Here is a 24,664-nt window from a genome sequence, read left to right as displayed (position 1 = left end):
TCCGCGCCGTTGCGGAACCGTCGGAGGGGACGGGCCACGGGCGGGAGACCGCCGATGGCGACGTCCGTGGGAGGAGAAGGCAATGTCCATTGCTCAGGTGAAACGCATCGCGATCTCGGACTCGCCGTGGCCGTGGCTCCTGCCGCTGATCGCGCTGCTGGTCGTCTTCACCATCTATCCGTTCATCTACAATGTCTGGCTGAGCTTTCACGAATTCGTACCGAAGAGCCGCGGGCTCAAGTTCGTCGGCGTCGACAACTGGATTCAGCTCTGGAACGACAGCCGCTTCTGGGGCGCACTTGGGGTCACCTTCCTCTATTTCGCCGTGGCCCTGACCATCGAGATCGTCCTCGGCATGGCGATCGCGCTTCTCCTCGACGCGGAACTGCCGGGTTTCGGGATGCTGCGCGCGGTGCTTTCGATGACGCTGGTCATCCCGCCGGCCATTGCCGGCATGATGTTTCTCCTGATGGAGGATTCGCAGTTCGGGGCGCTCTCCTATCTGCTCGGCCTTGTCGGCCTGCTCGACAAGGCGACCCCGATGCTTGCCACGTCCTCGCTGGCGCTGGTCGGCGTCCTGATCGCGGAAGTCTGGCAATGGACGCCGTTCATGGTGCTGATCTTCCTGGCCGGATTGCGTTCGCTGCCGGCCGAACCCTATGAGGCGGCGATGATCGACGGCGCATCGTCCTTGCAGATGTTCCGTCGGCTGACGCTGCCGATGATGTCGCGCGTCATCGCTGTGGCGGTGCTCTTGCGCGGCATCGATCTCTTCCGCGTCTTCGACTACGTCTTCGTCATGACTTCGGGCGGACCCGGCACCGCGACCTATACGGTCAGCCTCTATGCCTGGCAGCAAACCTTCTCGTTCCTGAAATGGGGCTACGGCGCCACGCTGAGCCTGACGAGCCTGATCATCGTAATGGTCATGGCCAACATGTTCATCCGCGTTGCGAAGGTGAGGTGGTAACATGCATCGGAGCGCTTTCGTCCGCACACTGCGCACCATCGCCGGCTGGCTCGTCGTCGGAGCCTTCTTTTTCCCGATCTATTTCTGGACATCGGTCGCCTTCCGCGACGCCAAGGACATCTTCAACTGGCCGCCGATCTTCTTCGGCTTCCAGCCTACCGTGAGAAACTTCGAACAGGTCTTCGGCATTTCGCTGGGCTTTGGCTTCGGAAGCCAGGAAACCGTGACGCCAGGCGGCGGCAACTTCTACATGGGGCCCCGCCTTTGGGATTCCATCGTGGTCGCGACTTTCTCGACGGTGCTGGCGATCGTGGTCGCGACGCTTGCCTCTTATGCGCTGTCGCGCATGCATTTCCGCGGCCGCCATGAATTCGTCAACTGGGTGCTATCCACGCGTATGATGCCACCCGTTGCGGTTGCGATCCCGATGTTCTTCATCTTCAAGCAGTTCAACCTGCTCGATACCTATACAGGCGTCATCCTGGTGCACGGTCTCATGAACCTGCCGCTGGCGGTGTTGCTCCTGAAGAGCTTCTTTGACGACATCCCTGCGGAAATCGACGAGAGCGCGTTGCTCGACGGCGCGTCGCGCTGGACGATCTTCCGCCGCATCGTGCTGCCGATGGCCAAGGGCGGCATCGCCGCTACTGCCGTGCTCTGCTTTATCTTCTCATGGACGGAGTTCCTCTTCGTCCTGACCTTGACGCAGACGGGGCTGAAGACCGTGCCGGTCGTGTCGTCGACCTTCGTGACATCGATAGGAACCGCCTGGGGCAATATGGCCGCCCTCGGGGCGGCGGCGATCGTACCCGCCTTCGTCGTGATCCTGCTCGTTCAGCGCCATCTCGTGCGTGGTCTGACGATGGGCTCGCTGAAGCAGTGAGAATGCGGCGCCCGCGCCGACAACAGGAGAGATCGGGGCCACCTCCGGCGCCGATAGAGGAGGAGAGAAATGAAAGAGAGAGACAGAAAGTTTTATCTCGCATCCGTGACCGACCGCTTCGTCCGCGGCCAGATGGACCGCCGCAGCTTCCTGCGCACGGCCGGCACTCTCGGCCTCGGCGCAACCGCACTCGGGATGGGGTTCGGCAGCCGGCCCTTTGGGGTAAGCAGAGCGTTCGCCCAGGAACAACTTCAGCCATCCGCAGAAGTGATCTCCTGGCTCAAGGACGTCGCCAAGCCCTTTGCTGGAACGACGCTGAAACTCGCGACGGAGTCGACCCCGCCGTCGAATGCCATCAATTCCCAACTGAAGAAGTATTTCGAAGAAGCGACCGGCATCAGGGTCGAGATCGAGGTGCTGCCTCTCGAACAGGTTCTACAGAAGCTCACGCTCGACGTTGCCTCGTCGCTCGGCACCTACGACCTCTACTACATCGACCAGAGCTGGTCGGCATCCTTCAGCGAAGACGTTTTCGATCCGCGCGAGCAGCTTCAGGAGAAGCCCGATCTCGCCATGCCGAACTATAATATCGACGACTTCATGCCGGCGCTCGTCGACGGCATCGCCAAATACGGGGACCGTTGGGTGGGTGTGCCCTACGACATCCCGATCTTCATCATGATCTACCGCAAGGACATCTACGAGAAGCTCGGCCTCAAGGCGCCGGCAACGTTCGAGGACCTGCTGAACAATTCGGTCGCCATCACCAAGGAGATGGGGCCGAACCTCTACGGCTATGCCGGTCAGATGAAGTCCGGCCACTATGCGCTGGAATGCGAATGGACGTCCATGCTGTGGGGAAATGGCGGCTCGATCTTCAATGCCGAGAAGAAATTCGTCGGCAATGACGAGCGGGGCATCGTCGCTCTCGATTACTATACCAAGCTCAAGGAAGCCATGCCGCCGGGCGTGGACCAGTGGACGTGGGACGGGCAGGGTCAGGCGATAGCTCAGGGCGTGGCGGCTTCGATGCTCTCCTGGGGCGAGTTCTTCCCCTATTTCGACGATGCCAGTCAGACCAAGGTGTCCGGTCTCTGCGAGGCAGTCGTTCCACCGCAGCCCGTCGCGCTCAGGAAGCCCGAGGAGTGCGGCTATGGCGAAATTCCCGGCGCCGGGCACCAGGGAGGCTCGTCGCTGGCCGTGTCCAGATATTCGAAGAGCCCGGATGCGGCATGGATCTTCATGCAGTGGGCGACCTGCGCCGACACACAGGCCCTCATCACCACACTCGGCGGCGGCACCGGCCCCACCCGCGCCTCGGTGTATGACGACCCGCGCGTCAAGGCCAATGCCCGCGTCGGCGCCGGCACGACTCGTCACCTGTCGGTCGTCCGCGAGACGATCGACAAGTACATGGGCTCGGAACCGGATCTGCCGGAATGGGCGCAGCTATCGAGCGACACGATACCCGTCGGCCTCGGCAAGTATTTCGCCGGCAGCTACGGCTCCTCCAAGGAAGCGATGGACGACATCGCCTCTCAGGTCGAAGCGGTGCTGAAGGGCTGACCCATACACGGAGGGGGCTGCACGGGCATCCCCCTCCGACCGGGACAAGAGGAATGAGGGGGACCACCATGCCTGACAGACCGCTGATCGCGATCACTGGCGCCAGCTCCGGCATCGGCGAGGCCGTCGCGCGCGCCTTCTCCAGGGCCGGCCATCCGCTGCTGCTGATCGCCCGCAGGCTCGACCGGCTCGAGGCGCTCGGCCTGCCGAACGCCGTGCTGAGGAAGGCCGATGTGCGCGACCGTGCCGCACTTGCCGACGCCGTCGGAGAAGCCGAGGCGAAGTTCGGACCGGTCGATATGATGTTTGCCAATGCCGGCATTGCGCGGCTCGGCGACATCGCCCGCCAGGCACCCGAAGAATGGGACGAGATGATCGACATCAATACCAAGGGCGTGATGAACAGCGTGCATGCGGTGCTGTCAGGCATGATCGGGCGGAAGCATGGAACGCTGGTGATGATGAGCTCGATCGCCGGACGCAAGGTCTATCCGGATCATACGGTCTATTGCGGCACAAAGTTCTTCGTCCACGCGGTTTCGGAAAGCTTGCGCGAATATCTGGCACCGCACGATGTGCGCGTCGTCGTCGTCTCTCCCGGTATCATCGATACGGAAGTGCTGGACCACGTGAAGGACGAAACGACTCTTGCCAATTACAAGGCAAACAAAGCGGCGATCGGCGGCGGCATTTCGGCCGACATCGTCGCGGACCTCATCCTCGACGCCTATCGGCTGCCGCAACGCGCGATCGTCCAGGAAATCGTCATCACGCCAACCCGGCAGAAATACTGAGACAGCGGAACTGCCGGCCGCCGGTACGGACGGCCTGAAACGAACAATGGAGTAGCGACCGATGGCGACCGTGGAATATCAACGTATAGGCAAGTCCTTCGGCGCCTTCACGATCATGCGCGACATCTCCTTCCGGATAGAGGATCACGAATTCGTGGTTCTGCTCGGTCCATCTGGCTGCGGCAAGACGACCCTGCTCCGAATGACGGCCGGCCTCGAAGCCGTCAGCCAAGGCGACCTCATGATCGGCGGCAAGCGCGTCAACGACGTGCATCCGCGCGACCGCTCGATTGCCATGGTCTTTCAGAACTATGCGCTCTATCCGACGATGAAGGTCTATGACAACATCGCCTTCAGCCTGGAAGTCGCGAAGGTTCCGCCCGCTGAAATCAAAAGTCGGGTCGAATGGGCGGCCGCGACGCTCAACCTTACCGCCTATCTGGACCGATACCCGAAGGAGCTTTCCGGCGGTCAGCGACAACGCGTCGCCATGGGCCGCGCCATGGTGCGGGAGGCGGAGGTCTTCCTGTTCGACGAGCCGCTGTCCAACCTCGATGCCAAGCTGCGCGCCCATATGCGCACGGAGATCCGCCAGTTGCACAACCGGCTGAAGACCACCACGATCTACGTCACCCACGACCAGATCGAGGCCATGACCATGGCCGACAAGATCGTGGTCATGCGCGCCGGGAAGATCGAGCAGATAGGTTCTCCCGACGACGTCTACGACCGGCCGGCCAGCAAATATGTCGCCGACTTCATCGGTTCCTCTTCCATCAATTTTCTCCCCGGAACTGTGGTCGCCGACAATGGCGCTCCTGCCGTCGATACGGCGACCGGTCGGGTGACCGTCGAGCCGTCGTCCGCCTTGAAGCCGGGTCGCAGGGTCGTTCTTGGCCTGCGTCCGACCGATGTGGTTGTCGACGCCGGGGGTTCGCTTGCAGCCAAGGCGATCCTCACCGAGCGGCTCGGCCACGACGCTCAGCTGTTCTGCCAGGGGCCCGATGGAAGCTTCGTCGCCGTTGTCGACAAGGCGGCGCGTTTCACGGAAGGCGCCGAGGTCCGCTTCGCCATCCCACCTTCCAAGGTGCACGTTTTCGATGCCGAAACCGAGATCCGCATCTGACTGCTGCGGATCGTCTTTCACTCTGCTGATCGACTCGAGCCGGCCGCTGCGTGCGGTGCCGGCAAGGAAAGGAACTACCATGAAATCGCGCTGGTCGAACTCCGAACTCACCTCGATCGTCGAGGCCTATGTCGCCAAAGGCGTCAATCGCGACCTTGCCGTCCGCACCTATACGACCCGTCTGCTGGGCTCCGATCCGGAGCTGGTGCTGCACGGCGGCGGAAACACCTCGGTCAAGACCACGTTCAAAGAGATGGACGGCACCGAGGTGGACGTGCTCTGCGTCAAGGGCAGCGGATGGGACATGGGTACCATCGAGCCGCAGGGGCTGCCGGCCGTCCGCTTGCAGCCGCTGCAGGCCATGATCGATTTCGAGACGCTCTCCGACGACGACATGGTGATGCTTCAACGCCGCCTGCTTGTCGACCCGGGGGCGCCCAACCCGTCGGTCGAGGCCATCCTGCATGCGATCCTGCCCTTCAAGCACATCGACCATACCCATGCGAACGCGATCGTCTCGCTCACCAATCAGCCGCACGGCGAAGATCTGATCCGCGAGCTCTTTCCAGAATCGATCATTGTTCCGTATGTGATGCCGGGCTTTGATCTGGCGAAAGCCTGCGAGGCCGCTTTCAAGGCAAACCCGAAGGGCGACGGGATGATCCTGCTGAAGCACGGGATCTTTACCTGGTCGGACGACCCACGCGAGGCCTATGAAGGCATGATCGCCAAAATCGACAAGGCCGAGCGGCGCCTTTCGGAGGGCAGGGCGAGGCCATTCAAGGGCATCGCCGTTTCCGGAGCCCTCGCCGCAGCCGCGGATGTCGCGCCGATCCTGCGCGGGGCGCTGGCGATCGATACCGGTATCGAAGGCGCGCCGAAGCGCTTCATCCTCGAACACCGTAGGAGCGAGAAGATACTCGACTTCTGCAATGCCGAAAATATCGAAAGCCTGGTGCGCCGCGGCAATGCGACGCCGGAGCACGTGATCCATATCAAGCGCTTCGGCGTGGCACTGCCCCCGCCGGAGAAGGGCAGGCTCGGCGCATGGGCGGAGAAGGCAAGGGAGGCGGTCGCCGCCTATGAGGCCGACTACAGGGCCTATTTTGAGCGCAACAATGCCCGCGCCGGGGGCGGCAAGCATATGCTCGACCCGAAGCCGCGCGTTTTCTATGTCGCCGGCATCGGGCTTTTCGCAGCCGGTGCGGCGCGAAAAAACGCTCTGGTCGGCGCCGACGTGGCGGAAGCGACCATCGATGTCGTCACCAAGGCGGAAGGCATCGAAACTTTCGAGGCGCTCCCGGAGGCCGATCTCTTCGATATCGAATACTGGTCGCTCGAGCAGGCGAAGCTGACAAAGGTGCAGGAAAAGCCTTTGACGCGGCAGGTGGCAATCGTTACCGGTGCGGCCAGCGGGCTCGGCCTTGCGGTGGCCGAGGCACTGAAAGCGGAAGGTGCCGAACTCGCACTCTTCGACATTTCCGAAGACGCTTTGAATGCGGCCGCAAAGAAGCTCGGCGCGCTGCCTGTGCTTTGCGACGTGACCAGCCCGGCGGCAGTCGATGCGGCGGTCGCTAAAGTCGCGCAGCATTACGGTGGCGTCGATATCCTGATCTCGAATGCGGGCGCAGCCTTTCAAGGCAAGCTGCTCGAGGTCGACGAGGCGATCTTCCGAGGGGCGTTCGATCTCAATTTCTGGAGCCATCATTATGTGGCGCGCGCGGCAGTACGCGTCATGGAACAGCAGAAGACGGGCGGCGCGCTGGTCTTCAACGTCTCCAAACAGGCGGTGAATCCCGGCGCGGACTTTGGTCCCTATGGGACCTCCAAGGCGGCACTGATGGCGCTGATGCGGCAATATGCGATCGAACACGGCGGTTCCGGCATCACCTCGAACGCCGTCAATGCCGACCGTATCCGAACCGGCCTGATGACCGACAAGATGGTCGAGGAACGTTCGCGGGCCCGCGGTCTGACACCGCAGGACTATATGCGGGGCAATATGCTTCGCCGCGAAGTGACCGGCGCCGATGTGGCAGCGGCCTTCGTGCATCTCGCCAAGGCCCGCACCTCCACGGGAGCGGTCGTCACCGTCGACGGCGGCAACGTCGCCGCGATGATGCGCTGAGGGAGCAAAAAGATGGCAACGATCCTCATTCTCGGGGCCGGTGTGATGGGGACTGCCCTGGCCGTGCCGGCAAGCGACAACGGCCACACGGTGCTGCTTGCCGGCACGCCGCTCGATACGGTGCCGGTTGCCCGAATGAAATCGCGCGGAATCCATCCGAAGCTCGACGCGCAGCTTGCTGGAACGGTAACGATCCTCGCCGACGAAGAGCTCGGGCCGGAACATGCCGAAGCGGCGGATCTCGTCGTCGTCGGCGTCAGCAGCCCCGGCATTGCCTGGGCGGTTGATCGGCTGAACCGCCTGCTACGCACGAAAAAACCGGTCGCCTTCGTAACGAAGGGCCTCGACCGCGAGGGCGAACGAATCGCCACCTATGCCGAGACGGTGCCGGCGCAGATCGCCAACATGGAAACCTTCATCGGCATCGGCGGCCCGTGCATCGCGCGCGAACTGGCCAATCGTTACCCGACGTCCAGCATCTATGCCAGTCACGATCGGACGGCCGCGGCTTTCGCGGCAGACCTGATGCGGACACCCTATTATCGGCTTACACCGGGCGTCGATGTGACCGGCGTCGAGGCCTGCGCGGCGCTGAAGAACTTCTTCGCAATCGGCGTCAGCGCCATGCAGACGCGCTATCCGGACCGGCTGCGCGCCGATGGCCAGTCCAAGAACCCGGCGGCGGCGGCCTTCAACCAGGCAGCGCAGGAAATGGCGCTGCTCTGCGAACGGATCGGCGGCAGCCGTAACACCGCCTTCGATCTCGCCGGGATCGGCGATCTGCATGTGACGGTCGGCGGCGGGCGCAACAGCCGGCTTGGCCACGGCCTCGGCCTTGGCCGCACCGTTTCGGAGGTGATGACGGGCGAGCTCGGCGGCGAGACGGTCGAAGGTATCGACACCGCACGGATCGTAGGCTCGCTGCTCCGGCAAATCGACGATGCCGCCACCCTTCTTCCCCTCGCAAGCGCAATCACGACCGCGATACTGGACGGCGGCACGCTCGCCTTCGACTTCGACAGGATTTAGGTCATGACGGCCGGGAGGGATGCGGGCGGAAAACCGCACACAGTTTTCCTCATCCCGCTCTAGCTAGAGCCAGCCTTCCAGTTCGCGACGCACCACGTGGTTGAGGACTGCCATGCCTTCGGGACTGTCGTTCAGGCAGGGGATATGGGCGAATTTCTCGCCGCCGTTATGGTGGAAGCTCTCGGCCGCCTGGCCGGCAATCTCTTCGAGCGTCTCCAGACAGTCGGATACGAAGCCCGGATTGATGACCGCGATCCGCTTCACGCCTTCCCTGGCCAGCCTTTCCACCGTGGCGTCCGTATAAGGCTGCAGCCACTCCTCGGGGCCGAAGCGCGACTGGAAGGTGACCTGCAGCTTTTCTTTCGGCCAGCCCAGCTTTTCGCGGAGCAGCCGCGCGGTCTTCTGACACTGGCAATAATAAGGGTCGCCCTTTTCGAAATAACTCTTCGGGATGCCGTGGAAGGAAGCGAGCACCAGCTCCGGTTCCCAATCGAGCGTCGCGAGATGCTTGGTGATCGAGGTGGCCAGGGCATCGATATAGACCGGGTCGTCGTGATAGGGCGGCACGGTTCTGAGCGCCGGCTGCCAGCGCATCTTGAGCAGGGCCTCGAAGGCCTTGTCGTTGACGGTGGCGGTGGTGGCGGCGGCATATTGCGGATAGAGCGGGAAAACGAGAATCCGATCGCATCCGGCCTTCTGCAGCGCCTCGATGCGCGAGGCGATCGAGGGCTGGCCATAGCGCATCGCCCAGTCGACGACGACTTGCGGCTGACCGCCAAAGGCCTCGGCCATCAGTGCCGCCTGGTTGCGCGTGTAGGTTCTGAGCCAGCTTTCGTTCAGCTCCTTGTTCCAGATGAGCTCGTAGGCCTTGCCGACCTTGCGCGGCCGGGTGTTGAGCACGATGCCGTAAAGGATCGGATACCAGAAGAGACGCGACCATTCGATCACACGTCTGTCGCTGAGGAACTCCTTGAGATAGCGGCGCATGGACGTGAAGTCGGTACCGTCAGGCGTGCCGAGATTTACCAGGAGTACGGCGAGCTTTCCGTAGGTGACGGCAGGATGTTCGGTGTTCGGCTCGGCGTTTGCGGTTGTCATTTCGGTCCTCGCGAGGCGCGCGCGTTTCTGAGATCGTGTCTGCGCCGACAGTTTCAAATCCTTCTAAAAAGAAAAGCCGGCGCGGGAAAGACCGCGCCGGCGCCCGAGGCGAGGCAAATTGTCTTACTCGGCAGGAATCTCCAGCTCGCGACCAATTTCGAGCGCCCGCGGCGCGGGATCGCCATTGGCGGCCGATATCCGCTTCCATTCAGTGCCGTTGCCGTAGAAGGACCGGGCGAGATCCCACAGCGTGTCGCCTCGGACGATGACGTGCTTGCGCGGACCTTCGGCCGCGGCCGCGGCCGCAGCCTCGGCCGAAGGCTCGGGAGCTGGGACGGCCGTTTCGCCTTCGGCCGGCTTTGCGGCGGCTTCCGGCTCCGGTGCAGCGCTCGGCGACGCTTCCGGCGCGGCAGCCACTTCCGCTATGCGGCCGTCGGTGTAGGGCTTGAACGGCTGGTTGGCGGCAAGATAGTCCGCAAGCACGGTTTCGAGGCCCGGACCGTAGTCATAGGCGTTCTCGCCTTTTTCCTTGAAAACCGCGTAACCGTCGCCGCCGCCGCGCATGAAGTTGTTGCTGACGAGCGAGTAGGTCTTTTCCGGATCGAGTGCTGCGAAGGTGTCACCCTCTTTGACCTCGACGTCGACGAGGCGGCTGCCGGCGGGCTTCGAGCGATCGAAGGAATATTTGAGGCCCGCGACCTGCGGGAAGCGCCCGCCGCCTTCCTCGATCTGACTGAGGCCGTTTTCCAGTGCCGTTCGGATATCGGCGCCCTTCAGCTGGAAGGTGGAGAGCGTGTTCTGAAAGGGCAGGACGGTGATGACTTCGCCCATTGTCACGTCGCCGCCGTCGATCGAAGCGCGCAAGCCGCCGCCGTTGGTGATGGCGACGGTCACGCCCTGGCCCTTGACGCGATCGAGCATCGCGTCGGCCACGAGGCTGCCCATCTCGCACTCCCTGGCGCGGCAGGTCTCGCGCGAACCATCGATCGGCGCCTCGGTCCTGGCAATCACTTTCGACCTCAGCTCTTCGATGGGCTTGGCGAGCTCGTTGACGCGGGCGACGACGGCCTCATCCGGCTTCACGGAGGAATCGACCAGGATGGGATCGCCCTTGGCGGCCTTGACCACCCCGCTGTCGTCGAACGTCACCACGATTTCGCCGAGATATTTGCTGTAGGAGCCGGCCTGTACCACAGGCACCTTGTAGCCGCCGGGATTATCGACCATCGTCGGATAGGGCCCCTCGGCCTTTTCGTCGGTGTTGGAAAGCAGGCTGTGCGAATGGCCGCCGACCACGACGTCTACATCCGGAATCTTCGCGATTGCCGCGAGATCGCGCGGATAACCGACATGCGTGAGCGCGACGATCTTGTTGACGCCCTGCTTCTTCAGCTCCTCGACGGCGCTGGTGATCGTCGCCACGTCCTCGCCGATGAGGATGTCGGGGCCGGGCGAGGCCAATTCCGGCGTATCGTTGGCGACCGCGCCGACAATGCCGATCTTCTGTCCGCCGACATCGAGCACGATCGACGGCTTGATCCGGTCGCCGATCTTCGACTTGTGACTCGGCAGCACATTGGCGGTGACGACCGGGAAGGTGATCTTGTCGAGGAAGCTTGCGAGACCGTCCTCGCTTTCGTCGAATTCGTGGTTGCCGACGGTCATTGCGTCGAACTTCATGAGATTGAGGAATTCCGCTTCGGCGGTTCCCTTGTAGGTGGTGAAGAAGAGCGAGCCCTGAAAATTGTCGCCGGCGTTGAGCAGAAGCACGTTCTTGCCCGTGAGGTCCTGGCGCTTCCGGTCGATCAGCGTCTTCAGGCGCGCGACGCCGCCGAAGCACTCGTTCTTGCTCTCTTCCTCGGCCGAGCAGGTCGAATCGAACTTGTTGATCGATTCGATGCGCGAATGCAGGTCGTTGATGTGCAGGATGTTCAATTCATAATCGGCGAAGGCTGCGCCCGACGAGAGCGCGAGAAGGGAAGCGGCAAAGAGGCCGGTCCGCATGTGTCTGATCATGGTTTGCTCCTGTGTGCTGCCGGCCGAGTTCCGGATAGGACCCGCCGCGCCGTAGCGGATGTTTTCACCAGTCGAGATCGACTTCAAGCTGCAAACGCATGCCTTTTCTGCCGGATTTTCAGATAAGGTTAAGCCCGCGCAGACAGAGGAAGGCCCCGTTTAAGGGGCCTTGATCCGGTCCTGGGCCTCAGCCGCGGCGCGCCAGCGAGAACTGCGCGCCCGAGTCCGTCGTGCAGTTCAGCTGAGAGGGCGTTGCCAGCGCGCAGTTGACCTTGGACTGGGTATTGCGCACCAGCGACGTCATGTTGATTTCCACCAGCGTCGGGCTGACGTTCACATAATTGCCGGAGGCGAGAAGCTGGTTCGTGTCGGTGGTGCGCGTCGAGAAGGTGCCGCCCGCGAAAGTGGAGACGATGCCGTTCGGATCGACCCACGAGCCCTCGACGCCCGTCGCCTGCGGCGCCGAAGACATTTGCCGCATTTCCCGGGGCTGGGACTGACAGGACACCAGCGCGGCGGCAGATGCCACGAGGATGAGAATGGCGAATGGCTTCATCGGCGTTTCTCCCGCGTCACGAATTTGAGCGGGATGCGAACGCAAAACCGCTTCATGCTTTCCTGTCCCCGCTCTACCGCATAATTCCGTGAATCGGAACCGATCCAGGGACAATTGTGCAGCGTCTCAAAGCACTGCTGCGACCGTTGTGCATCTTTTGAGACACGCGACACTGCAGTGCGCGAAACATGCCGCGATCATGAGTTGAAAGCAAGAGCGGGCATGCGCGGGCCGCGCTCGGCATTCGCGAACGAGAAAGGTCCGGAGCAGGATTGCTCCGGACCTTGCCCCTGCGCTTGTCGCGTGATCGTCAGCGGACGAGAATGTTCCTGAACTGCCACGGATCCTTCGTGTCGATGTCTTCCGGGAAAAGGCCGGGGCGACCGTCAAGCGGCGTCCAGTCGGTGTAGTGCCCCTCGACCGGACCGAGATAGGGCAGCTGCACTTCGAGGCAGCGCCTGTAGTCCATCTCGTCGGCCTCGACGATGCCGGCGTTGGGGTTCTCCAGGGCCCAGACCATGCCGGCAAGAACGGCGCTCGTGACCTGCAGGCCGGTGGCGTTCTGGTAGGGCGCGATGCGGCGTGTTTCTTCCAGCGAAAGGCGCGAGCCGTACCAGTAGGCGTTTTTCGCGTGGCCGTAGAGCAGCACGCCGAGCTCGTCGACGCCGTCTACGAGCTCATGCTCGTCCAGGACGTGCAGTTCGGGTTGCGCCTTGCCGCCGTTGCCGAACATTTCGTGCAGCGAGAGAACGGCGTCGTTGGCCGGATGATACGCATAATGGCAGGTCGGGCGGTAGGAGACATCGCCGTCCTTGTCGCGGACGGTGAAGAAGTCGGCGATCGAGATCGATTCGTTGTGGGTGACGAGGAAACCGTATTGCGGGCCGGGCGTCGGGCACCAGCTGCGCACGCGGGTATTGGCACCCGGCTGCTCCAGGTAGATCGCCGCCTTGCAGCCCTTCTTGTGCTTCTTGGCGTTTTTCGGCATCCAGTTCTCGTGCGTGCCCCAGCCGAGCTCGGCCGGCTGCAGGCCTTCGGAAATGAAGCCTTCCACCGACCACGTGTTCCAGAACACGTTGAGCGGTTTCGGGTGCTTCGTGCGCTGGGTATCGCGCTCGGCGATGTGGATGCCCTTGACGCCCGCCTTCTTCATCAGCTTCGCCCAGCCTTCACGGTCGTCCTGGTGCGGCTCTTCGTATTTCAGGCCCAGATCGTCGGCGAGGTTGAGGAGAGCCTTCTTGACGAACCAGGACACCATGCCCGGATTCGCGCCGCAGGTCGAAACGGCAGTCGTGCCGCCCGGGTTCTTTTCCTTCTCGCGGCGAACCGTTTCGCGCAGCGCGTAATTCGTGCGCGCGGCGTTGTCCATCTCCGCGTCGAAGTAGAAGCCGAGCCAGGGCTCGACGACCGTGTCGACGTAAAGCACGTCCAGCTTGCGGCAGAGCTTGATCAGGTCGAGCGAAGAGGTGTCGACCGAGAGATTGACACAGAACCCCTGGCCGCCGCCTTCGGTCAAAAGCGGTTTCAGCAGTTCCTTGTAGTTGTCCCTGGTGACGGCGGCCCGCACGTGCCGCACGCCGTGGCGCGCGAAGATTTCCGTGTCCCTGGCATCCTCGCGAGGCTCCACCACGATCAACCGGTTCTTGTCGTATTTGAAGTGGCGCTCGATCAGCGGCAAGGTGCCGTGACCGATCGAACCGAAGCCGATCATCACGATCGGGCCGGTGATCTCACCGTAGACCGGGTAGGTGGTGTCTGGCATTTTTGTCTTTCTCCTGAGAAAACGTCCCTGTGCGATGCTTGCATGCGCGCAAAAGCGAGCCTCGAATTTCCGGCGAGGCCTGCATGATCGGGCGATATCACGCAGGCAACGTGAAGCGCTGCAGCGGCCTTTGCGCGTCTGGATAGACGCGCGGCGCTGTAGAGCACAGTTTCCTGTCACAATAAAGGGCCGGCCCGTCAACCGGTACTTGAGACTTTGCTTAACCGGCTATCTCCGATAAGGCCCTCCATGCCGTATCGATGATGGTCATGATTTCAGTTGATTCGATCACAAATCATCATGATCCGGGCAGCTTGCCGCAAGCACCTCGTGCTATAGTTCCCGTGGCGATTGATATTTCCTGGAGCAGACCTACCGTGACTGGTGATCACCTCAAGGCCCTGATGGGCCTGCAAGCCGCAACACCGGTGTTGATCGCGCTCTATGATCCGCAGGATCGGCTGCGCTATGCGAATAGGGCCTTTCGATCCGCCTATCACGTCGGGGAGGACGAGGCGCCGACCTGGGCGGAGATCATGCGCCGCAACCATGCTGCGGGCAGGGGCACCGTCCTCAAGACCGAAGACCTCGAAGGCTGGATCGCAGCCACGGTCCACAGACGCGGCAAGGTGCCCTTCCGCACGGTCGAGACCGATCTCCACGACGGCCGCTGGCTTTGGATGACGGAGACGGTAGACCAGAAAGGCTGGATGCTCTGCATCGCTGTTGACATCACGGATGTGCGGGCCGGCGAGCGCAAGCTTCGCCAGGACCGCGATTTCGCCCTGCGGGCCTCGCAGGTGGACGAACTCACCAGCGTGCCCAACCGGCGTTACACTATGGAGAGACTGAACGAGTTCATCCGGAACTGCGCCGAAAATCCGCACATGTGGGGATGCGTCGCGATCATCGACATCGACTATTTCAAGGCGATCAACGATCGCTACGGCCATCACCGGGGCGACGAAGTGCTGCTCGATTTCGCCCGCCAGATGCAGGAGTTCGTCCGGCGCTCCGATTGCTTCGGACGTATCGGCGGCGAAGAGTTCATGCTGATCCTGCCCGACACCACCGTCGGCGAAGCGAATCTCATCCTCGACAGGCTGCTGGACAAGATCCGCAATGCCCGGCCGCTTTCGAACATACCGGAGTTCTTCTACACCTGTTCGGTAGGGCTTGCGGAGTATCGCGAAGGCGACAGCGTCGGCGACATCTATTCGCGAGCGGACGAGGCGCTTTATATCGCCAAGCGTGAAGGGCGTGATCGCGTGAAGCGCTATACGCTGCCCGGATCAGACCGTGAGTTCAGCCCGGATCAGACCCCTTAAGGAATTGCCGAGGTAAAGGCGGCCGCTTGCGAGGTCGGCGGGAGCCAGCCGCTCGACCCGTGCCCGCCGCTGGCAGATGAGCTCCGTTCGCAGAACCCCGGCAAGCAGGCCACAGGCAACCGGCGGCGTCTTCAGGTACCCGCTGCCGTCGTCGAGAAAAACCGAGGTTATCGTGCCCTCGCAGACCTCCCCCTTTTCGTTGAGCAGGATCACCTCGTCGACCTCGGCCGTCGGGAACTCGCTGCGTGCCGCCTCGTAGAGGCTCCGTCGCGTCGTCTTCAGACGAAGCAGGCGGTCGTTCGAATCGATCCGCGTCGAGGCGATCCGCACCCGCCATACCGCGTTGCCGGCAAGCGGCACCAAGGGCGCCGTCGTCACCTCGATGCTGCCGTCGCGGTCGAGCGTGAGGCGCACGCGCAGCGGCGCTTGCGCACCGGAAACGGCTTGCCTCAGCGCCGGCTCGGCTGCGGCCGCACCCGCAAAGCCGAGGTGTCTGGCGGAGCGCGTCAGTCGCGCCAGATGCAGCGGCAGCCGCGTAAAGCCATGCTCCGGTTCGTAGCGCAGCGTCTCTATCAGGGAAAAACCGGTCATCGGGCGATCTCGGCATCGCCGACGGCAAAACGGGCCTTCAACAGGCACTCCTCGTACTCTGCTTCGGCCTTGGAATCGAAGACGATGCCGCCGCCGACATTGAAGACCGCCCGGCCCCCGGCAAAGAGAGATATGGTTCGGATCGCGACGTTGAAGCGCATCGCGCGGTTGGGTGCGATGTAGCCGATCGCGCCGCAATAGGCGTCGCGCGGACCGGACTCCAGGTCGTGAAGAATTTCCATCGCCCGCATCTTGGGCGCGCCGGTAACCGAGCCGCAGGGAAAGAGCGCGGCGAAAATGTCGGCGATGCCGATAGCCGGCAGGAGCTTCGCCCTGACGTGGCTTACCATCTGGTGGACCGTCGGATAGGTCTCGATGTCGAAGAGCTTCGGCACGTCGAGCGTTCCGACCTCGGTGACGCGGGAAATGTCGTTGCGCAGAAGGTCGACGATCATGCGATTCTCGGCTTGCGTCTTCTCGTCGGCCCGCATCGCCGCGATGATGGCTGCATCCTCCTCAGCGCTCGCGCCGCGTCGTGCCGTGCCCTTCATCGGATGCGTCTCGATCCAGCCGTCGGCGTCGACCCGAAAGAAAAGTTCGGGCGAACGCGACAGGAGGACCGGACCGTCCAGGGCCACGAGCGCGCCGTATTTCACCGGCTGACGCTCGATCAGCGACCAGAACGCAGCAACCGGATCGCCGGACCAGCGCGCACGAACGGGCATGGTCAGGTTCGCCTGGTAGCAATCGCCCTTGCGCAGGTGCCGGTGCAGCCTGTCGAAGCGCTGGCGGTAAGCAGGAAAGTCCCAGCCGGCGCGAGGCTCCAGGAGGAAGGGCTCGTTTTCGATGCGCCGCTGCGGCATTGCGAGCGGGTGGTCTTCCGCCGGCGCGTCGAAGACGCCGAAGGACATAAGGGGCGTTTCCCGGTTCTCCGGCGCCAAGGGGGTCAGCTTCTTCTCGAAAAGGTGGCCCGCTTCATAGGCCATGAAGCCCGCGATCCACTTGCCGGCGCGATGGGCCGCTTCGATCTCGTCAAGGCCGCGGTGAAACTCAGCCTTCGTGCGCGCCGTGATGACGCGCAAAGGCTCGGCGAAAACCGTCGTGCGGTTCTCGCTGTCGTCCCGGAAGAGGACATAGGGCGCGTGTTCGATCATCGAGGTCGGTCGCTGTCAATTCGGTCCGACGGAGCCAACAGGCCCGAGCGGGTCACGCCTTATCAAGCGCCTCCAGTTCGTCGATAAGCCCTTCAATCATCGACAGGCCCTGTGCCCAGAACGACGGATCGGTGGCGTCGAGCCCAAAGGGCGCCAGAAGCTCGGAATGATGCTTCGTTCCACCGGCCTTCAGCATGTCGAAATACTTCTCCTGAAAGCCGCGCTCGGCGTTCCGGTAGACGGCATAGAGGGAGTTCACCAGGCAGTCGCCGAAGGCGTAGGCATAGACATAGAAGGGCGAATGGATGAAGTGGGGGATATAGGCCCAGTAGGTCTCGTAGCTCTCCGAAAGCCGGATCGCCGGGCCGAGGCTTTCGCTCTGCACCGACAGCCAGATCCGGCCCAGGTCCTCGGCCGTCAGCTCGCCTTCCTTGCGGGCCGTGTGGACCTTTCGCTCGAAATCGTAGAAGGCGATCTGCCGAACGACCGTGTTGATCATGTCTTCGACCTTCTGTGCAAGCATCGCCTTGCGCTCGCGCTTGTCCTTCGTTCGGTCGAGAAGGGCGCGGAAGGTCAGCATCTCGCCGAACACGGATGCGGTTTCCGCAAGCGTCAGCGGCGTCGAGGCCATCAGCGCGCCTTGCGCTCCGGCGAGGACCTGATGCACCCCGTGCCCGAGCTCGTGGGCGAGCGTCATGACGTCGCGCGGCTTGCCCATGTAATTGACAAGAACATAGGGGTGCACGGAAGGGACGGTGGGGTGAGCGAAGGCGCCCGGCGCCTTACCGGGGCGGACCGGCGCGTCGATCCAGCTGTCGTCGAAGAAACGGCGCGCGATATCAGCCATTTCCGGTGCGAAGGCGTGATAGGCGGAAAGGACCGTGTCCCTGGCCTCGTTCCAGGGGATGAGCGCATTCGGCGTCTCCGGCAAGGGTGCATTTCGGTCCCAGAAATCCATCTGCTCCATGCCGAGCCACTTCGCTTTCATCGCATAATAGCGGTGCGAGAGGCGGGGGTAGGCGGCCTTCACCGATGCAGCCAGGGCGTCCACGACCTCGCGCTCCACCCGGTTGGCGAGATGACGGCTGTCGGCGATGTCCTCGAAGCCGCGCCACCGGTCGGAGATTTCCTTGTCCTTCGCGAGCGTATTGGTGACGAGGGTAAAGGTGCGGATATTCGCCCTGAAGGTTTCCGCGAGCGCGAGCGCGGCCTTCTTGCGCACCTCGACGGAGGGGTCCTGCAGAAGGTTGAGCGTCACTTCCAGCGGCTGCGCCTTGCCGTCCACCGAGAAGGTCAGCGATGCGATCGTCTCGTCGAAGAGCCGGTTGAAGGCGTTTGCGCCGGTCATCGACTTTTCGAGGAAAAGCTGCTCCAGCCTGTCGTCGAGCTGATAGGGCTTGTCCTTGCGCAGGTCCAGGATCCAGGGCCTGTAGTGGGCGGCAAGGCTGTCGGCTGCGAGGGCGGCATCGATCACCTTATCGTCGATGCGGTTGAGCTCCAGCGAGAAAAACAGGAGATGCGCCGATACGTCGGTAAGCTTTGACTGGACATCCCCGTAAAGCTTGCCGTTCGCCGGATTGGAGGTATCGGAGAAATAGGTCAGGCCCGCAAAGGCGGCGATGCGGCCCATGAGGTCGTCCAGGGCCTCGAGTTCCTTTACGGCCGCGCCGATGCCCTGATCACCGGTCCGGCCGGCAGCCTCCGAGAGCCTGCCCTTCCACTTTGCCTCGAAGGCGATCGCGTCGGCTTGCGCCTTTGCGAGGTCGGAGCGGAACTCCTCGGAAGAGGGCGAGAGATAGAGGTCCGTGAGCCGCCAGGACGGCAGCTCGCCGAGCTCGGCCGGCGCCGCGGCGGCCTGATCGGCCCTGGAGCTCGCCAGTGAGGCACGAAGGAGGGGTTGCCCGGAGGCGGCGAGACGGGGCGAAGCGAAATTCATCGTCGGTTCTCTCGTTTTGAAAGGGTTCTGACCTCAGGCCTTAGCCCTGAAGCGAGGCAACGGCATGGCCCATTGCTACCGCCCGCGATGGATAAAATGCAAGCATTTCTCAAAACAGGATGTTCAGCCCTTTGTGGGACGAATGGCCGGTATGATTTGGCACATGATGCTTGCCAAAAGTATCCCGCGTGTCCCAAGCAGGAGGCTTTCGTGACATCCCATATTCTTGTCATCGACGACGATCCGGTGCAGCGGCGGCTGCTGACGAACATGATCGAGCGGCTCGGCCACGTCGCGCATCTCGCCGATAACGGGCGCAGCGGACTCGAGCTCATGCAGCGCCAGGGTGGCATCATCAACGTCATCCTGCTTGATCTTCTTATGCCGGAAATGAACGGCCACGGTTTCCTCGAGGCGCTCGCCGAACGCGGCATCGACACCCCGGTCATCGTCCAGACAGGGCAGGGCGGCATCGAGACTGTGGTCCAGGCGATGCAGGCCGGCGCCTTCGATTTTCTCGTCAAGCCGGTCTCGCCGGAGCGGCTGTCGATCGCCTTGGGCAATGCGCTGAAGATGGCGAGCCGCGACGGGAGGGTCAAAACCGCGCGGCGTCCGCGCGGCGGGGCCGTCGGCTTCGACGATATCGTCTCGGCAAGTCCGGCGATGATCCGCGTCATCGATCTCGCGCGGCGCGCCGCCCAGTCGAACATACCGATCGTGCTCGAGGGCGAGTCGGGCGTCGGCAAGGAAATGGTGGCCCGCGCCATCCAGGCGGCGAGCGACCGGGCGACGAAGCCGTTCGTCACTGTCAACTGCGGCGCCATCCCCCACAACCTCGTCGAGAGCATTCTCTTCGGCCATGAGAAGGGAGCGTTTACGGGCGCCAGCGAAAAGCACAGCGGAAAGTTCGTCGATGCCGACGGCGGCACGCTCTTCCTTGACGAGATCGGCGACCTTCCGCTCGAGGTCCAGGTCAAGCTGCTGCGCGCCGTACAGCAGGGCGAGATCGAGACGATCGGAGCGCGCCAGCCGCAGAAGGTGAACGTGCGGCTCATCTCGGCCACCAACAAGGACCTCATCACCGAGGTGCGCGAGGGCCGGTTCCGCGAAGATCTCTACTATCGGCTGAACGTCTTCCCCATCACCATTCCAGCGCTGCGCCGGCGCAAGGAGGATATCCCCGTCCTGGTACGGGCCTTCGTCGAGCGCTTCGCCGCAGAGCAGCGACTCGATCAGCGGCTGACGGTCTCGAACGGCGCGATGGCGCTGCTGACGTCCTATGACTGGCCGGGCAATATCCGCCAACTCGAAAACGCGATCTTCCGCGCCGTCGTCCTCGCCGAAGGCCGTGAACTCACCGTCAGGGATTTTCCGCAGGTGGCAGCCCAGATACCGGGTTACATCGTTGCCGACCGCAGCGGTCTCACCTGGGGCGAAGCCGGTCCGGAGCGCCGTCCCGCATCCGGACAGCTTCCCGCCGCCCGGGTCGACGCCGCCCGGGAACAGGCGGCGCCTCCCGAGCAGGCCCCGGAAGGCCGCCCGGAGAACGCGATCGCCAGCCTCAGCGAGGGCGGCGAGGTCAGGAAGCTCGCCGAGGTTGAGGAGGAACTGATTCGGTTTGCACTGAAATTCTACCGCGGCCAGATGAGCCAAGTGGCGCGCAAACTGGGAATCGGCCGCTCGACCCTCTATCGCAAGCTCAAGGATTACGGCATCGATCCCGACAACCCCTTGCGTGAGGCGGCATAAAATCGGCGCATTCACACCTCATTTCCCGTGCAGATAGGCCACCGCCGTTTAGACCTTGTTAGCAAACTGTTCACTATATTATAAGGGGCGGTGAGCACTGTGGCATAATTGCCATGCTGTCACCTTATTTGACAGTCATCTGAGACAGCGAAGCACGGTTGTCCGTCGGACGGGGATTGAATGCCAAATTTGTTCGGTTTGGAGGAACCAGTCGGTTCCTTTGCGCGCAGACTCTGCTCGGCGGTTGCTCGAAAAGCGCCCCAGGTGCTGGCGTCCATCGCGCTGGTTTGCTCCCTTGTCACACCGGGTATGGCGCCTCCGGTCGAGGCCGCCGGCCAGACACGCACCCTCAAGCTCTATTTCGTCCACACCAAGGAAAAGGCGCAGATCACCTTCAAGCGCAACGGTCGCTACGATCAGAAGGGACTGCAGCAGGTCAACCGGTTTCTGCGCGACTGGCGGCGGAACGAACCGACCAAAATGGATCCGCGCCTGCTCGATCTCGTCTGGGAAGTTTACCAGAAGAGCGGTTCGCGCGACTATATTCATGTCGTTTCGGCCTATCGCTCGCCGGCCACGAACAGCATGCTGAGGTCGCGCTCCAAAGGCGTCGCCAAGAAGAGCCAGCACATGCTCGGAAAGGCGATGGACTTCTATATACCGGACGTGAAGCTCAAGACGCTGCGCGAGATCGGCATGAAGTTCCAGGTCGGCGGCGTCGGTTATTACCCGACCTCCGGTTCGCCCTTCGTCCATATGGACGTCGGCGGGGTGCGCGCCTGGCCGCGCATGACGCGCAACGAACTCGCGCGGCTGTTCCCGGATGGCAAGACCATGCATATTCCCTCCGACGGCAAGCCGTTGCCGGGCTATGAACAAGCCGTGGCCGATTACAAGCGGCGCGTTGGCGCGTCTGCGATCGAGGTGGCAGGCGGCGGCGCGAAGGGCCCGGGCGACACCGGCAAGCGCCGCAATCTCTTCGCTGCACTCTTTGGCGGAGGCGGCGATGAGGATGAAGAACCCGCGGCAATCGCAGCCGGCGGCGGCGAAGAGGAAGCTCCGGCCAAGGTCCAGACCGCATCCGCGCCTGCGGACCAGGATGCCCTTCCGGGCGTCGCAGGTTCTGCTCCGGCGGCTGCGGAACAGCAGGATATCAACGCACCCGTGCCTGCCGTGCGACCGGCCCTCAAGGAATCTCCCTCTGACAGCGGCGTGGCGGTTGCCCTCGTCGCGCCGGACAAGAACAGTGCCCAGGAGGCACTGGCAGCGGCCATGCCGCAGACAGCGGTGCCTTCTGAATTTGCGGATCTCAGCACCCTCAAGGTTCCGGTCCCGCAGATGCTCGACCGGCGCGACATGAACACTCTGATCGCCAACGAGACGCTCGTCGCCTCCGCCGACAGCCAGGCTCAGGAGTTCGGTTTCGTACCGGTGCCGGGAATGCGCCCGGCGGGCGAAGAGGCGCTCGCCGCGGTGGCTCACGCAGAGGTCACTATTCCCGCTTTTGCGGATCGGCCCGCGCTTGCTTCCGCGGCCCAGCCGCCGAAGGCAGCCGGCGCAGCCGAAACGCGGGTGGCCCTTGCCGCGCCGACCAGCGAGAACCGGACGCCTGCATTCTCTCCGGCGATCGAGGTTGCCGCCTATGCGCCGCAACCGGGGTCCGCTTCGCGTGAAGCGATCTTCGACAGCGTCTTCGCCACCGAAGCCGATGCTCCCTCGAAGGGTGCTCGTCCCAAGAGGCAGGACGCCGAGGCGAAGAGCCGGTCTTCCGTCCGCACCGAGCCGAAGCTGACGCAGAAGATCATTTCCGAGTGGGCGCTCTCGGCGGGCCGTGTGGCTACCCTGTCGAAGCCGGTCAAGGCGCCGCGCTTCGTCAGCAAGTCGCTCCGCGTCGCTCCGACGACCGTTTATGCGGCCGGCTTCACCAGCGATACAGGCGCAGTCGATACGGCGCGCTTCAGCGGCAGCGCCGTCAATTTCATGGAAGTCAAGAAGTTCAGCACCAACTGAGCTTCGATTGCCGCTCGCACACAGGAAGAGCCCGCCAGGTCACCGGCGGGCTTTTTGCTGCCAATCAGGCCGCGTCCTCGGCTTCGGCGGCAGGGATCATGCCCAGCGCCTGGAGGTAGGTGTCGAGGATCGCTTCCTGTTCCATGCGCTCGTCGGCGTCCTGCTTGCGGATCGAAATCACCTTGCGCAGGATCTTGGCGTCGAAGCCCATCGATTTTGCCTCGCCATAGACATCCTTGATGTCGTCGACGATGGTCTTCTTCTCTTCTTCCAGCCTTTCGATCCGTTCGATGAAAGCGCGAAGCTGGTCGCGGGCAATGCCGTGAGCATCCGACATGTTCGTCTCCTTATGGGGTGAGTTTTCCGGGTGCTGTGACCTGCCGCGAACGGCCGCCGAGGTCAAGGGCGATTGCGCAACAACACGGGCATTTCCCGCCTATGCGTGGCATTCAATTGAATCCATGCGACCCGCTTAAGGTCGTCGTCTTGAGCATGCCGTCATCCCGAACCGCTGCACACTTCGGGCGCAATGCGCTACTCCTTCGGGCGATTGCGCTCGAAGGCGGCTTTCTGCTCGGGCGAAGCCTCCCGCTGATTTCGTGCGCGCCATTCCTCATAGGGCATGCCGTAGACGATCTCGCGGGACTCCTCCTTGCTCATGGATACGCCGGAGGCTTCAGCCGCTTCCCGATACCAATTCGACAGGCAATTGCGGCAGAAGCCGGCAAGGTTCATCAGATCGATGTTCTGGACGTCGCTGCGTTCGCGCAGGTGCTCGAGCAGCCGGCGAAACGCCGCGGCCTCGAAAGCGGTGCGCTGTTCCGGGCTGAGTTCGGTCATCGGAGCGGGCCTCCTTTCTTCAGTCGCTGTAAGCCCCCGTGCGCGACGGGTGACGTTGATAGACGTGGAGTTCCGGGAGCTCGTTGAGCTCCGCAAGTATGGGCGCGAGGCGTTGCGCCCAGGCTGCGACGCCCGCCGCATCTGCGATCAGGTCCTGGCGGACCTCTATCAGCGCATGCGCGATCCCGGGGCCCATGCAGTGCCGATACATGGTATCGCCGCGCAGCGCCCCGTCATAGGGCTCATTGTTGCCGACGACGATGTCGCCGGCCGCCTCCAGCCGCTCGATCAGGGGAAAGACGGCGCGCGGGTCGTTGTCCCAGAGAACCGAGGCATGCCAGGGGCGCGCCACGCCCTTCCAGAAAGGCGTGAACGAGTGCAGGGAAATGACGAGAGGGGCTCTCCCCCCGGCGGCGGCGGAACGGGCGATGGTCTCGGATACGGCCTCGTGATAGGGGCGGTGAAAGCGCCTTATCCGGTTCTGCCACTCCTCCTCCGCTATGGGGTGGTTGCCCGGAACGACCGCGCCATCCGAGATCTTCATGATCAGGGTCGGGTCGTCTTCGCCGCGGTTCGGATCGATCAGGAGGCGCGAGAAGCAGCCGAGCACGGCCGGCACATCAAGTGCGGCCGACAACTGCCGCGTCAGCGGTTCGATGCCGATATCGTAAGCGATGTGACGCTCGAAAGCGCTTTCGGGGAGGCCAAGCCGGCCATATTCCGGCGGGAGCCGGTTCATGGCATGGTCGGCGACGAGCACGAGACCCCTTGCCGGATTGCCTTCGATGACCTCGTAAGGAGAGTAGTGCCGCATTCCGCTCCTGCCAGGCTTCAGAGCGGGACGAGGAAAGTATGTGCGGTTTTCCGCCCGGGTCCCGACCTGACTTTTAGAATCGATCACCTTCATGATTTTAGATCAATCCGACGGAAATCATCGTGATCTGAAGGTACCTACCTGATTGCACGCAAAGCAACCATTCGCAAGAAAAACGCGAAGCTCTTATGCGGTTCTGTCACAGGAATGACGATTATAATCGATTAGAGTTGCGTTGACTTTCGGGGCTGGCCGTCGCAAGAAAGTGCCACGCAAATCAAAACGGAGTTCCGTAGGAAGCCGTGTCTAGATAT

20 protein-coding genes are annotated in these 24,664 nt (G+C 62.9%); 10 read left to right on the top strand and 10 right to left on the bottom strand.

Going from position 1 to position 24,664, the window contains the following annotated elements:
- Positions 1-82 precede the first annotated feature (82 nt).
- The 7 genes from SINAR_RS0124340 (at position 83) to SINAR_RS0124310 (ending at position 8,496) form a co-directional block, all read left to right on the top strand.
- Positions 83-970, top strand: coding sequence for a carbohydrate ABC transporter permease (locus SINAR_RS0124340; RefSeq protein WP_028001502.1), 888 nt, complete (start codon positions 83-85; stop codon positions 968-970).
- Between the two features lies 1 nt (position 971).
- Positions 972-1,853: a carbohydrate ABC transporter permease gene (locus SINAR_RS0124335; protein ID WP_028001501.1), complete on the top strand. Its 882-nt coding sequence runs from the start codon at positions 972-974 to the stop codon at positions 1,851-1,853.
- Positions 1,854-1,922: 69 nt separating this feature from the next.
- Positions 1,923-3,419 (top strand): ABC transporter substrate-binding protein, encoded by a 1,497-nt coding sequence (locus SINAR_RS0124330; RefSeq protein ID WP_028001500.1) that lies wholly within the window; start codon positions 1,923-1,925, stop codon positions 3,417-3,419.
- A 68-nt stretch (positions 3,420-3,487) separates the two neighbouring features.
- A complete protein-coding gene (locus tag SINAR_RS0124325) occupies positions 3,488-4,213 on the top strand; it encodes an SDR family oxidoreductase (protein ID WP_033057552.1) in 726 nt (241 codons plus the stop codon).
- 61 nt (positions 4,214-4,274) lie between these two features.
- Positions 4,275-5,339: an ABC transporter ATP-binding protein gene (locus SINAR_RS0124320; protein ID WP_028001498.1), complete on the top strand. Its 1,065-nt coding sequence runs from the start codon at positions 4,275-4,277 to the stop codon at positions 5,337-5,339.
- Positions 5,340-5,418: 79 nt separating this feature from the next.
- Positions 5,419-7,467: a bifunctional aldolase/short-chain dehydrogenase gene (locus tag SINAR_RS0124315; protein WP_028001497.1), complete on the top strand. Its 2,049-nt coding sequence runs from the start codon at positions 5,419-5,421 to the stop codon at positions 7,465-7,467.
- Positions 7,468-7,479: 12 nt separating this feature from the next.
- On the top strand, positions 7,480-8,496 hold the full coding sequence (locus SINAR_RS0124310; RefSeq protein ID WP_028001496.1) for a 2-dehydropantoate 2-reductase N-terminal domain-containing protein: 1,017 nt from the start codon (positions 7,480-7,482) through the stop codon (positions 8,494-8,496).
- Positions 8,497-8,559: 63 nt separating this feature from the next.
- On the opposite strand, the gene hemH is transcribed toward SINAR_RS0124310, so the two are convergent.
- From hemH to SINAR_RS0124290, 4 genes are all read right to left on the bottom strand, one after another.
- A complete protein-coding gene (hemH, locus tag SINAR_RS0124305; RefSeq protein ID WP_028001495.1) occupies positions 8,560-9,594 on the bottom strand; it encodes a ferrochelatase in 1,035 nt (344 codons plus the stop codon).
- 123 nt (positions 9,595-9,717) lie between these two features.
- Positions 9,718-11,610 carry a bifunctional metallophosphatase/5'-nucleotidase gene (locus tag SINAR_RS0124300; RefSeq protein WP_028001494.1) on the bottom strand — a complete coding sequence of 631 codons (1,893 nt, stop codon included), beginning with the start codon at positions 11,608-11,610 and terminating at the stop codon, positions 9,718-9,720.
- 187 nt (positions 11,611-11,797) lie between these two features.
- On the bottom strand, positions 11,798-12,166 hold the full coding sequence (gene omp10 / locus SINAR_RS0124295; RefSeq protein WP_028001493.1) for an outer membrane lipoprotein Omp10: 369 nt from the start codon (positions 12,164-12,166) through the stop codon (positions 11,798-11,800).
- Between the two features lie 310 nt (positions 12,167-12,476).
- Positions 12,477-13,928, bottom strand: a complete 1,452-nt coding sequence (locus SINAR_RS0124290; protein ID WP_028001492.1) for a homospermidine synthase — start codon at positions 13,926-13,928, stop codon at positions 12,477-12,479.
- A gap of 377 nt (positions 13,929-14,305) precedes the next feature.
- On the opposite strand from SINAR_RS0124290, the gene SINAR_RS0124285 reads away from it, so the two are divergent.
- Positions 14,306-15,256: a GGDEF domain-containing protein gene (locus SINAR_RS0124285; protein WP_028001491.1), complete on the top strand. Its 951-nt coding sequence runs from the start codon at positions 14,306-14,308 to the stop codon at positions 15,254-15,256.
- On the opposite strand, the gene SINAR_RS0124280 is transcribed toward SINAR_RS0124285, so the two are convergent.
- Genes SINAR_RS0124280 through SINAR_RS0124270 form a run of 3 tightly spaced genes read right to left on the bottom strand, consistent with a single transcriptional unit; the run spans position 15,221 to position 18,937 of the window.
- On the bottom strand, positions 15,221-15,847 hold the full coding sequence (locus tag SINAR_RS0124280) for an aminotransferase class IV family protein (RefSeq protein ID WP_028001490.1): 627 nt from the start codon (positions 15,845-15,847) through the stop codon (positions 15,221-15,223). The genes SINAR_RS0124285 and SINAR_RS0124280 overlap by 36 nt on opposite strands.
- Positions 15,844-17,001: an aminodeoxychorismate synthase component I gene (locus tag SINAR_RS0124275; RefSeq protein ID WP_028001489.1), complete on the bottom strand. Its 1,158-nt coding sequence runs from the start codon at positions 16,999-17,001 to the stop codon at positions 15,844-15,846. Before SINAR_RS0124275 ends, SINAR_RS0124280 begins: the two co-directional genes overlap by 4 nt.
- Before the next feature lie 52 nt (positions 17,002-17,053).
- Entirely contained in the window at positions 17,054-18,937 is a 1,884-nt protein-coding gene (locus tag SINAR_RS0124270; protein ID WP_028001488.1) for a M3 family oligoendopeptidase, read from the bottom strand.
- A gap of 210 nt (positions 18,938-19,147) precedes the next feature.
- Here SINAR_RS0124270 and SINAR_RS0124265 point away from each other — a divergent pair, with 210 nt between their 5' ends.
- Together SINAR_RS0124265 and SINAR_RS0124260 are read left to right on the top strand one after the other, a co-directional pair.
- Positions 19,148-20,686: a sigma-54-dependent transcriptional regulator gene (locus tag SINAR_RS0124265; protein ID WP_028001487.1), complete on the top strand. Its 1,539-nt coding sequence runs from the start codon at positions 19,148-19,150 to the stop codon at positions 20,684-20,686.
- 180 nt (positions 20,687-20,866) lie between these two features.
- Complete coding sequence (locus tag SINAR_RS0124260) at positions 20,867-22,696, top strand: peptidoglycan L,D-endopeptidase MepK (protein ID WP_028001486.1); 1,830 nt, start codon at positions 20,867-20,869, stop codon at positions 22,694-22,696.
- Positions 22,697-22,760: 64 nt separating this feature from the next.
- On the opposite strand, the gene SINAR_RS0124255 is transcribed toward SINAR_RS0124260, so the two are convergent.
- The 3 genes from SINAR_RS0124255 to SINAR_RS0124245 all read right to left on the bottom strand — a co-directional run bounded on the left by SINAR_RS0124255 (position 22,761) and on the right by SINAR_RS0124245 (position 24,350).
- Positions 22,761-23,033 (bottom strand): DUF2312 domain-containing protein, encoded by a 273-nt coding sequence (locus SINAR_RS0124255; protein ID WP_028001485.1) that lies wholly within the window; start codon positions 23,031-23,033, stop codon positions 22,761-22,763.
- 197 nt (positions 23,034-23,230) lie between these two features.
- Positions 23,231-23,536 carry a DUF1244 domain-containing protein gene (locus SINAR_RS0124250; protein ID WP_028001484.1) on the bottom strand — a complete coding sequence of 102 codons (306 nt, stop codon included), beginning with the start codon at positions 23,534-23,536 and terminating at the stop codon, positions 23,231-23,233.
- A 19-nt stretch (positions 23,537-23,555) separates the two neighbouring features.
- Positions 23,556-24,350 carry an N-formylglutamate amidohydrolase gene (locus SINAR_RS0124245; protein ID WP_028001483.1) on the bottom strand — a complete coding sequence of 265 codons (795 nt, stop codon included), beginning with the start codon at positions 24,348-24,350 and terminating at the stop codon, positions 23,556-23,558.
- Between the last annotated feature and the right edge of the window lie 314 nt (positions 24,351-24,664).

It is taken from the genome of Sinorhizobium arboris LMG 14919, assembly GCF_000427465.1.
In the GTDB taxonomy this organism is placed as follows: Bacteria; Pseudomonadota; Alphaproteobacteria; order Rhizobiales; family Rhizobiaceae; genus Sinorhizobium; species Sinorhizobium arboris.
Note: the sequence above shows the minus strand (reverse complement) of the source record. Positions and strands in the feature narration are given on the sequence as shown.

Coding starts and splice junctions, on each gene's coding strand:
- SINAR_RS0124250 (WP_028001484.1), bottom strand. CDS start 23,536: ATGACCGAACTCAGCCCGGAACAGCGCACCGCTTTCGAGGCCGCGGCG.
- SINAR_RS0124330 (WP_028001500.1), top strand. CDS start 1,923: ATGAAAGAGAGAGACAGAAAGTTTTATCTCGCATCCGTGACCGACCGC.
- SINAR_RS0124315 (WP_028001497.1), top strand. CDS start 5,419: ATGAAATCGCGCTGGTCGAACTCCGAACTCACCTCGATCGTCGAGGCC.
- SINAR_RS0124320 (WP_028001498.1), top strand. CDS start 4,275: ATGGCGACCGTGGAATATCAACGTATAGGCAAGTCCTTCGGCGCCTTC.
- SINAR_RS0124310 (WP_028001496.1), top strand. CDS start 7,480: ATGGCAACGATCCTCATTCTCGGGGCCGGTGTGATGGGGACTGCCCTG.
- SINAR_RS0124340 (WP_028001502.1), top strand. CDS start 83: ATGTCCATTGCTCAGGTGAAACGCATCGCGATCTCGGACTCGCCGTGG.
- hemH (WP_028001495.1), bottom strand. CDS start 9,594: ATGACAACCGCAAACGCCGAGCCGAACACCGAACATCCTGCCGTCACC.
- SINAR_RS0124260 (WP_028001486.1), top strand. CDS start 20,867: ATGCCAAATTTGTTCGGTTTGGAGGAACCAGTCGGTTCCTTTGCGCGC.
- SINAR_RS0124270 (WP_028001488.1), bottom strand. CDS start 18,937: ATGAATTTCGCTTCGCCCCGTCTCGCCGCCTCCGGGCAACCCCTCCTT.
- SINAR_RS0124290 (WP_028001492.1), bottom strand. CDS start 13,928: ATGCCAGACACCACCTACCCGGTCTACGGTGAGATCACCGGCCCGATC.
- SINAR_RS0124325 (WP_033057552.1), top strand. CDS start 3,488: ATGCCTGACAGACCGCTGATCGCGATCACTGGCGCCAGCTCCGGCATC.
- SINAR_RS0124245 (WP_028001483.1), bottom strand. CDS start 24,350: ATGCGGCACTACTCTCCTTACGAGGTCATCGAAGGCAATCCGGCAAGG.
- omp10 (WP_028001493.1), bottom strand. CDS start 12,166: ATGAAGCCATTCGCCATTCTCATCCTCGTGGCATCTGCCGCCGCGCTG.
- SINAR_RS0124275 (WP_028001489.1), bottom strand. CDS start 17,001: ATGATCGAACACGCGCCCTATGTCCTCTTCCGGGACGACAGCGAGAAC.
- SINAR_RS0124300 (WP_028001494.1), bottom strand. CDS start 11,610: ATGATCAGACACATGCGGACCGGCCTCTTTGCCGCTTCCCTTCTCGCG.
- SINAR_RS0124255 (WP_028001485.1), bottom strand. CDS start 23,033: ATGTCGGATGCTCACGGCATTGCCCGCGACCAGCTTCGCGCTTTCATC.
- SINAR_RS0124335 (WP_028001501.1), top strand. CDS start 972: ATGCATCGGAGCGCTTTCGTCCGCACACTGCGCACCATCGCCGGCTGG.
- SINAR_RS0124280 (WP_028001490.1), bottom strand. CDS start 15,847: ATGACCGGTTTTTCCCTGATAGAGACGCTGCGCTACGAACCGGAGCAT.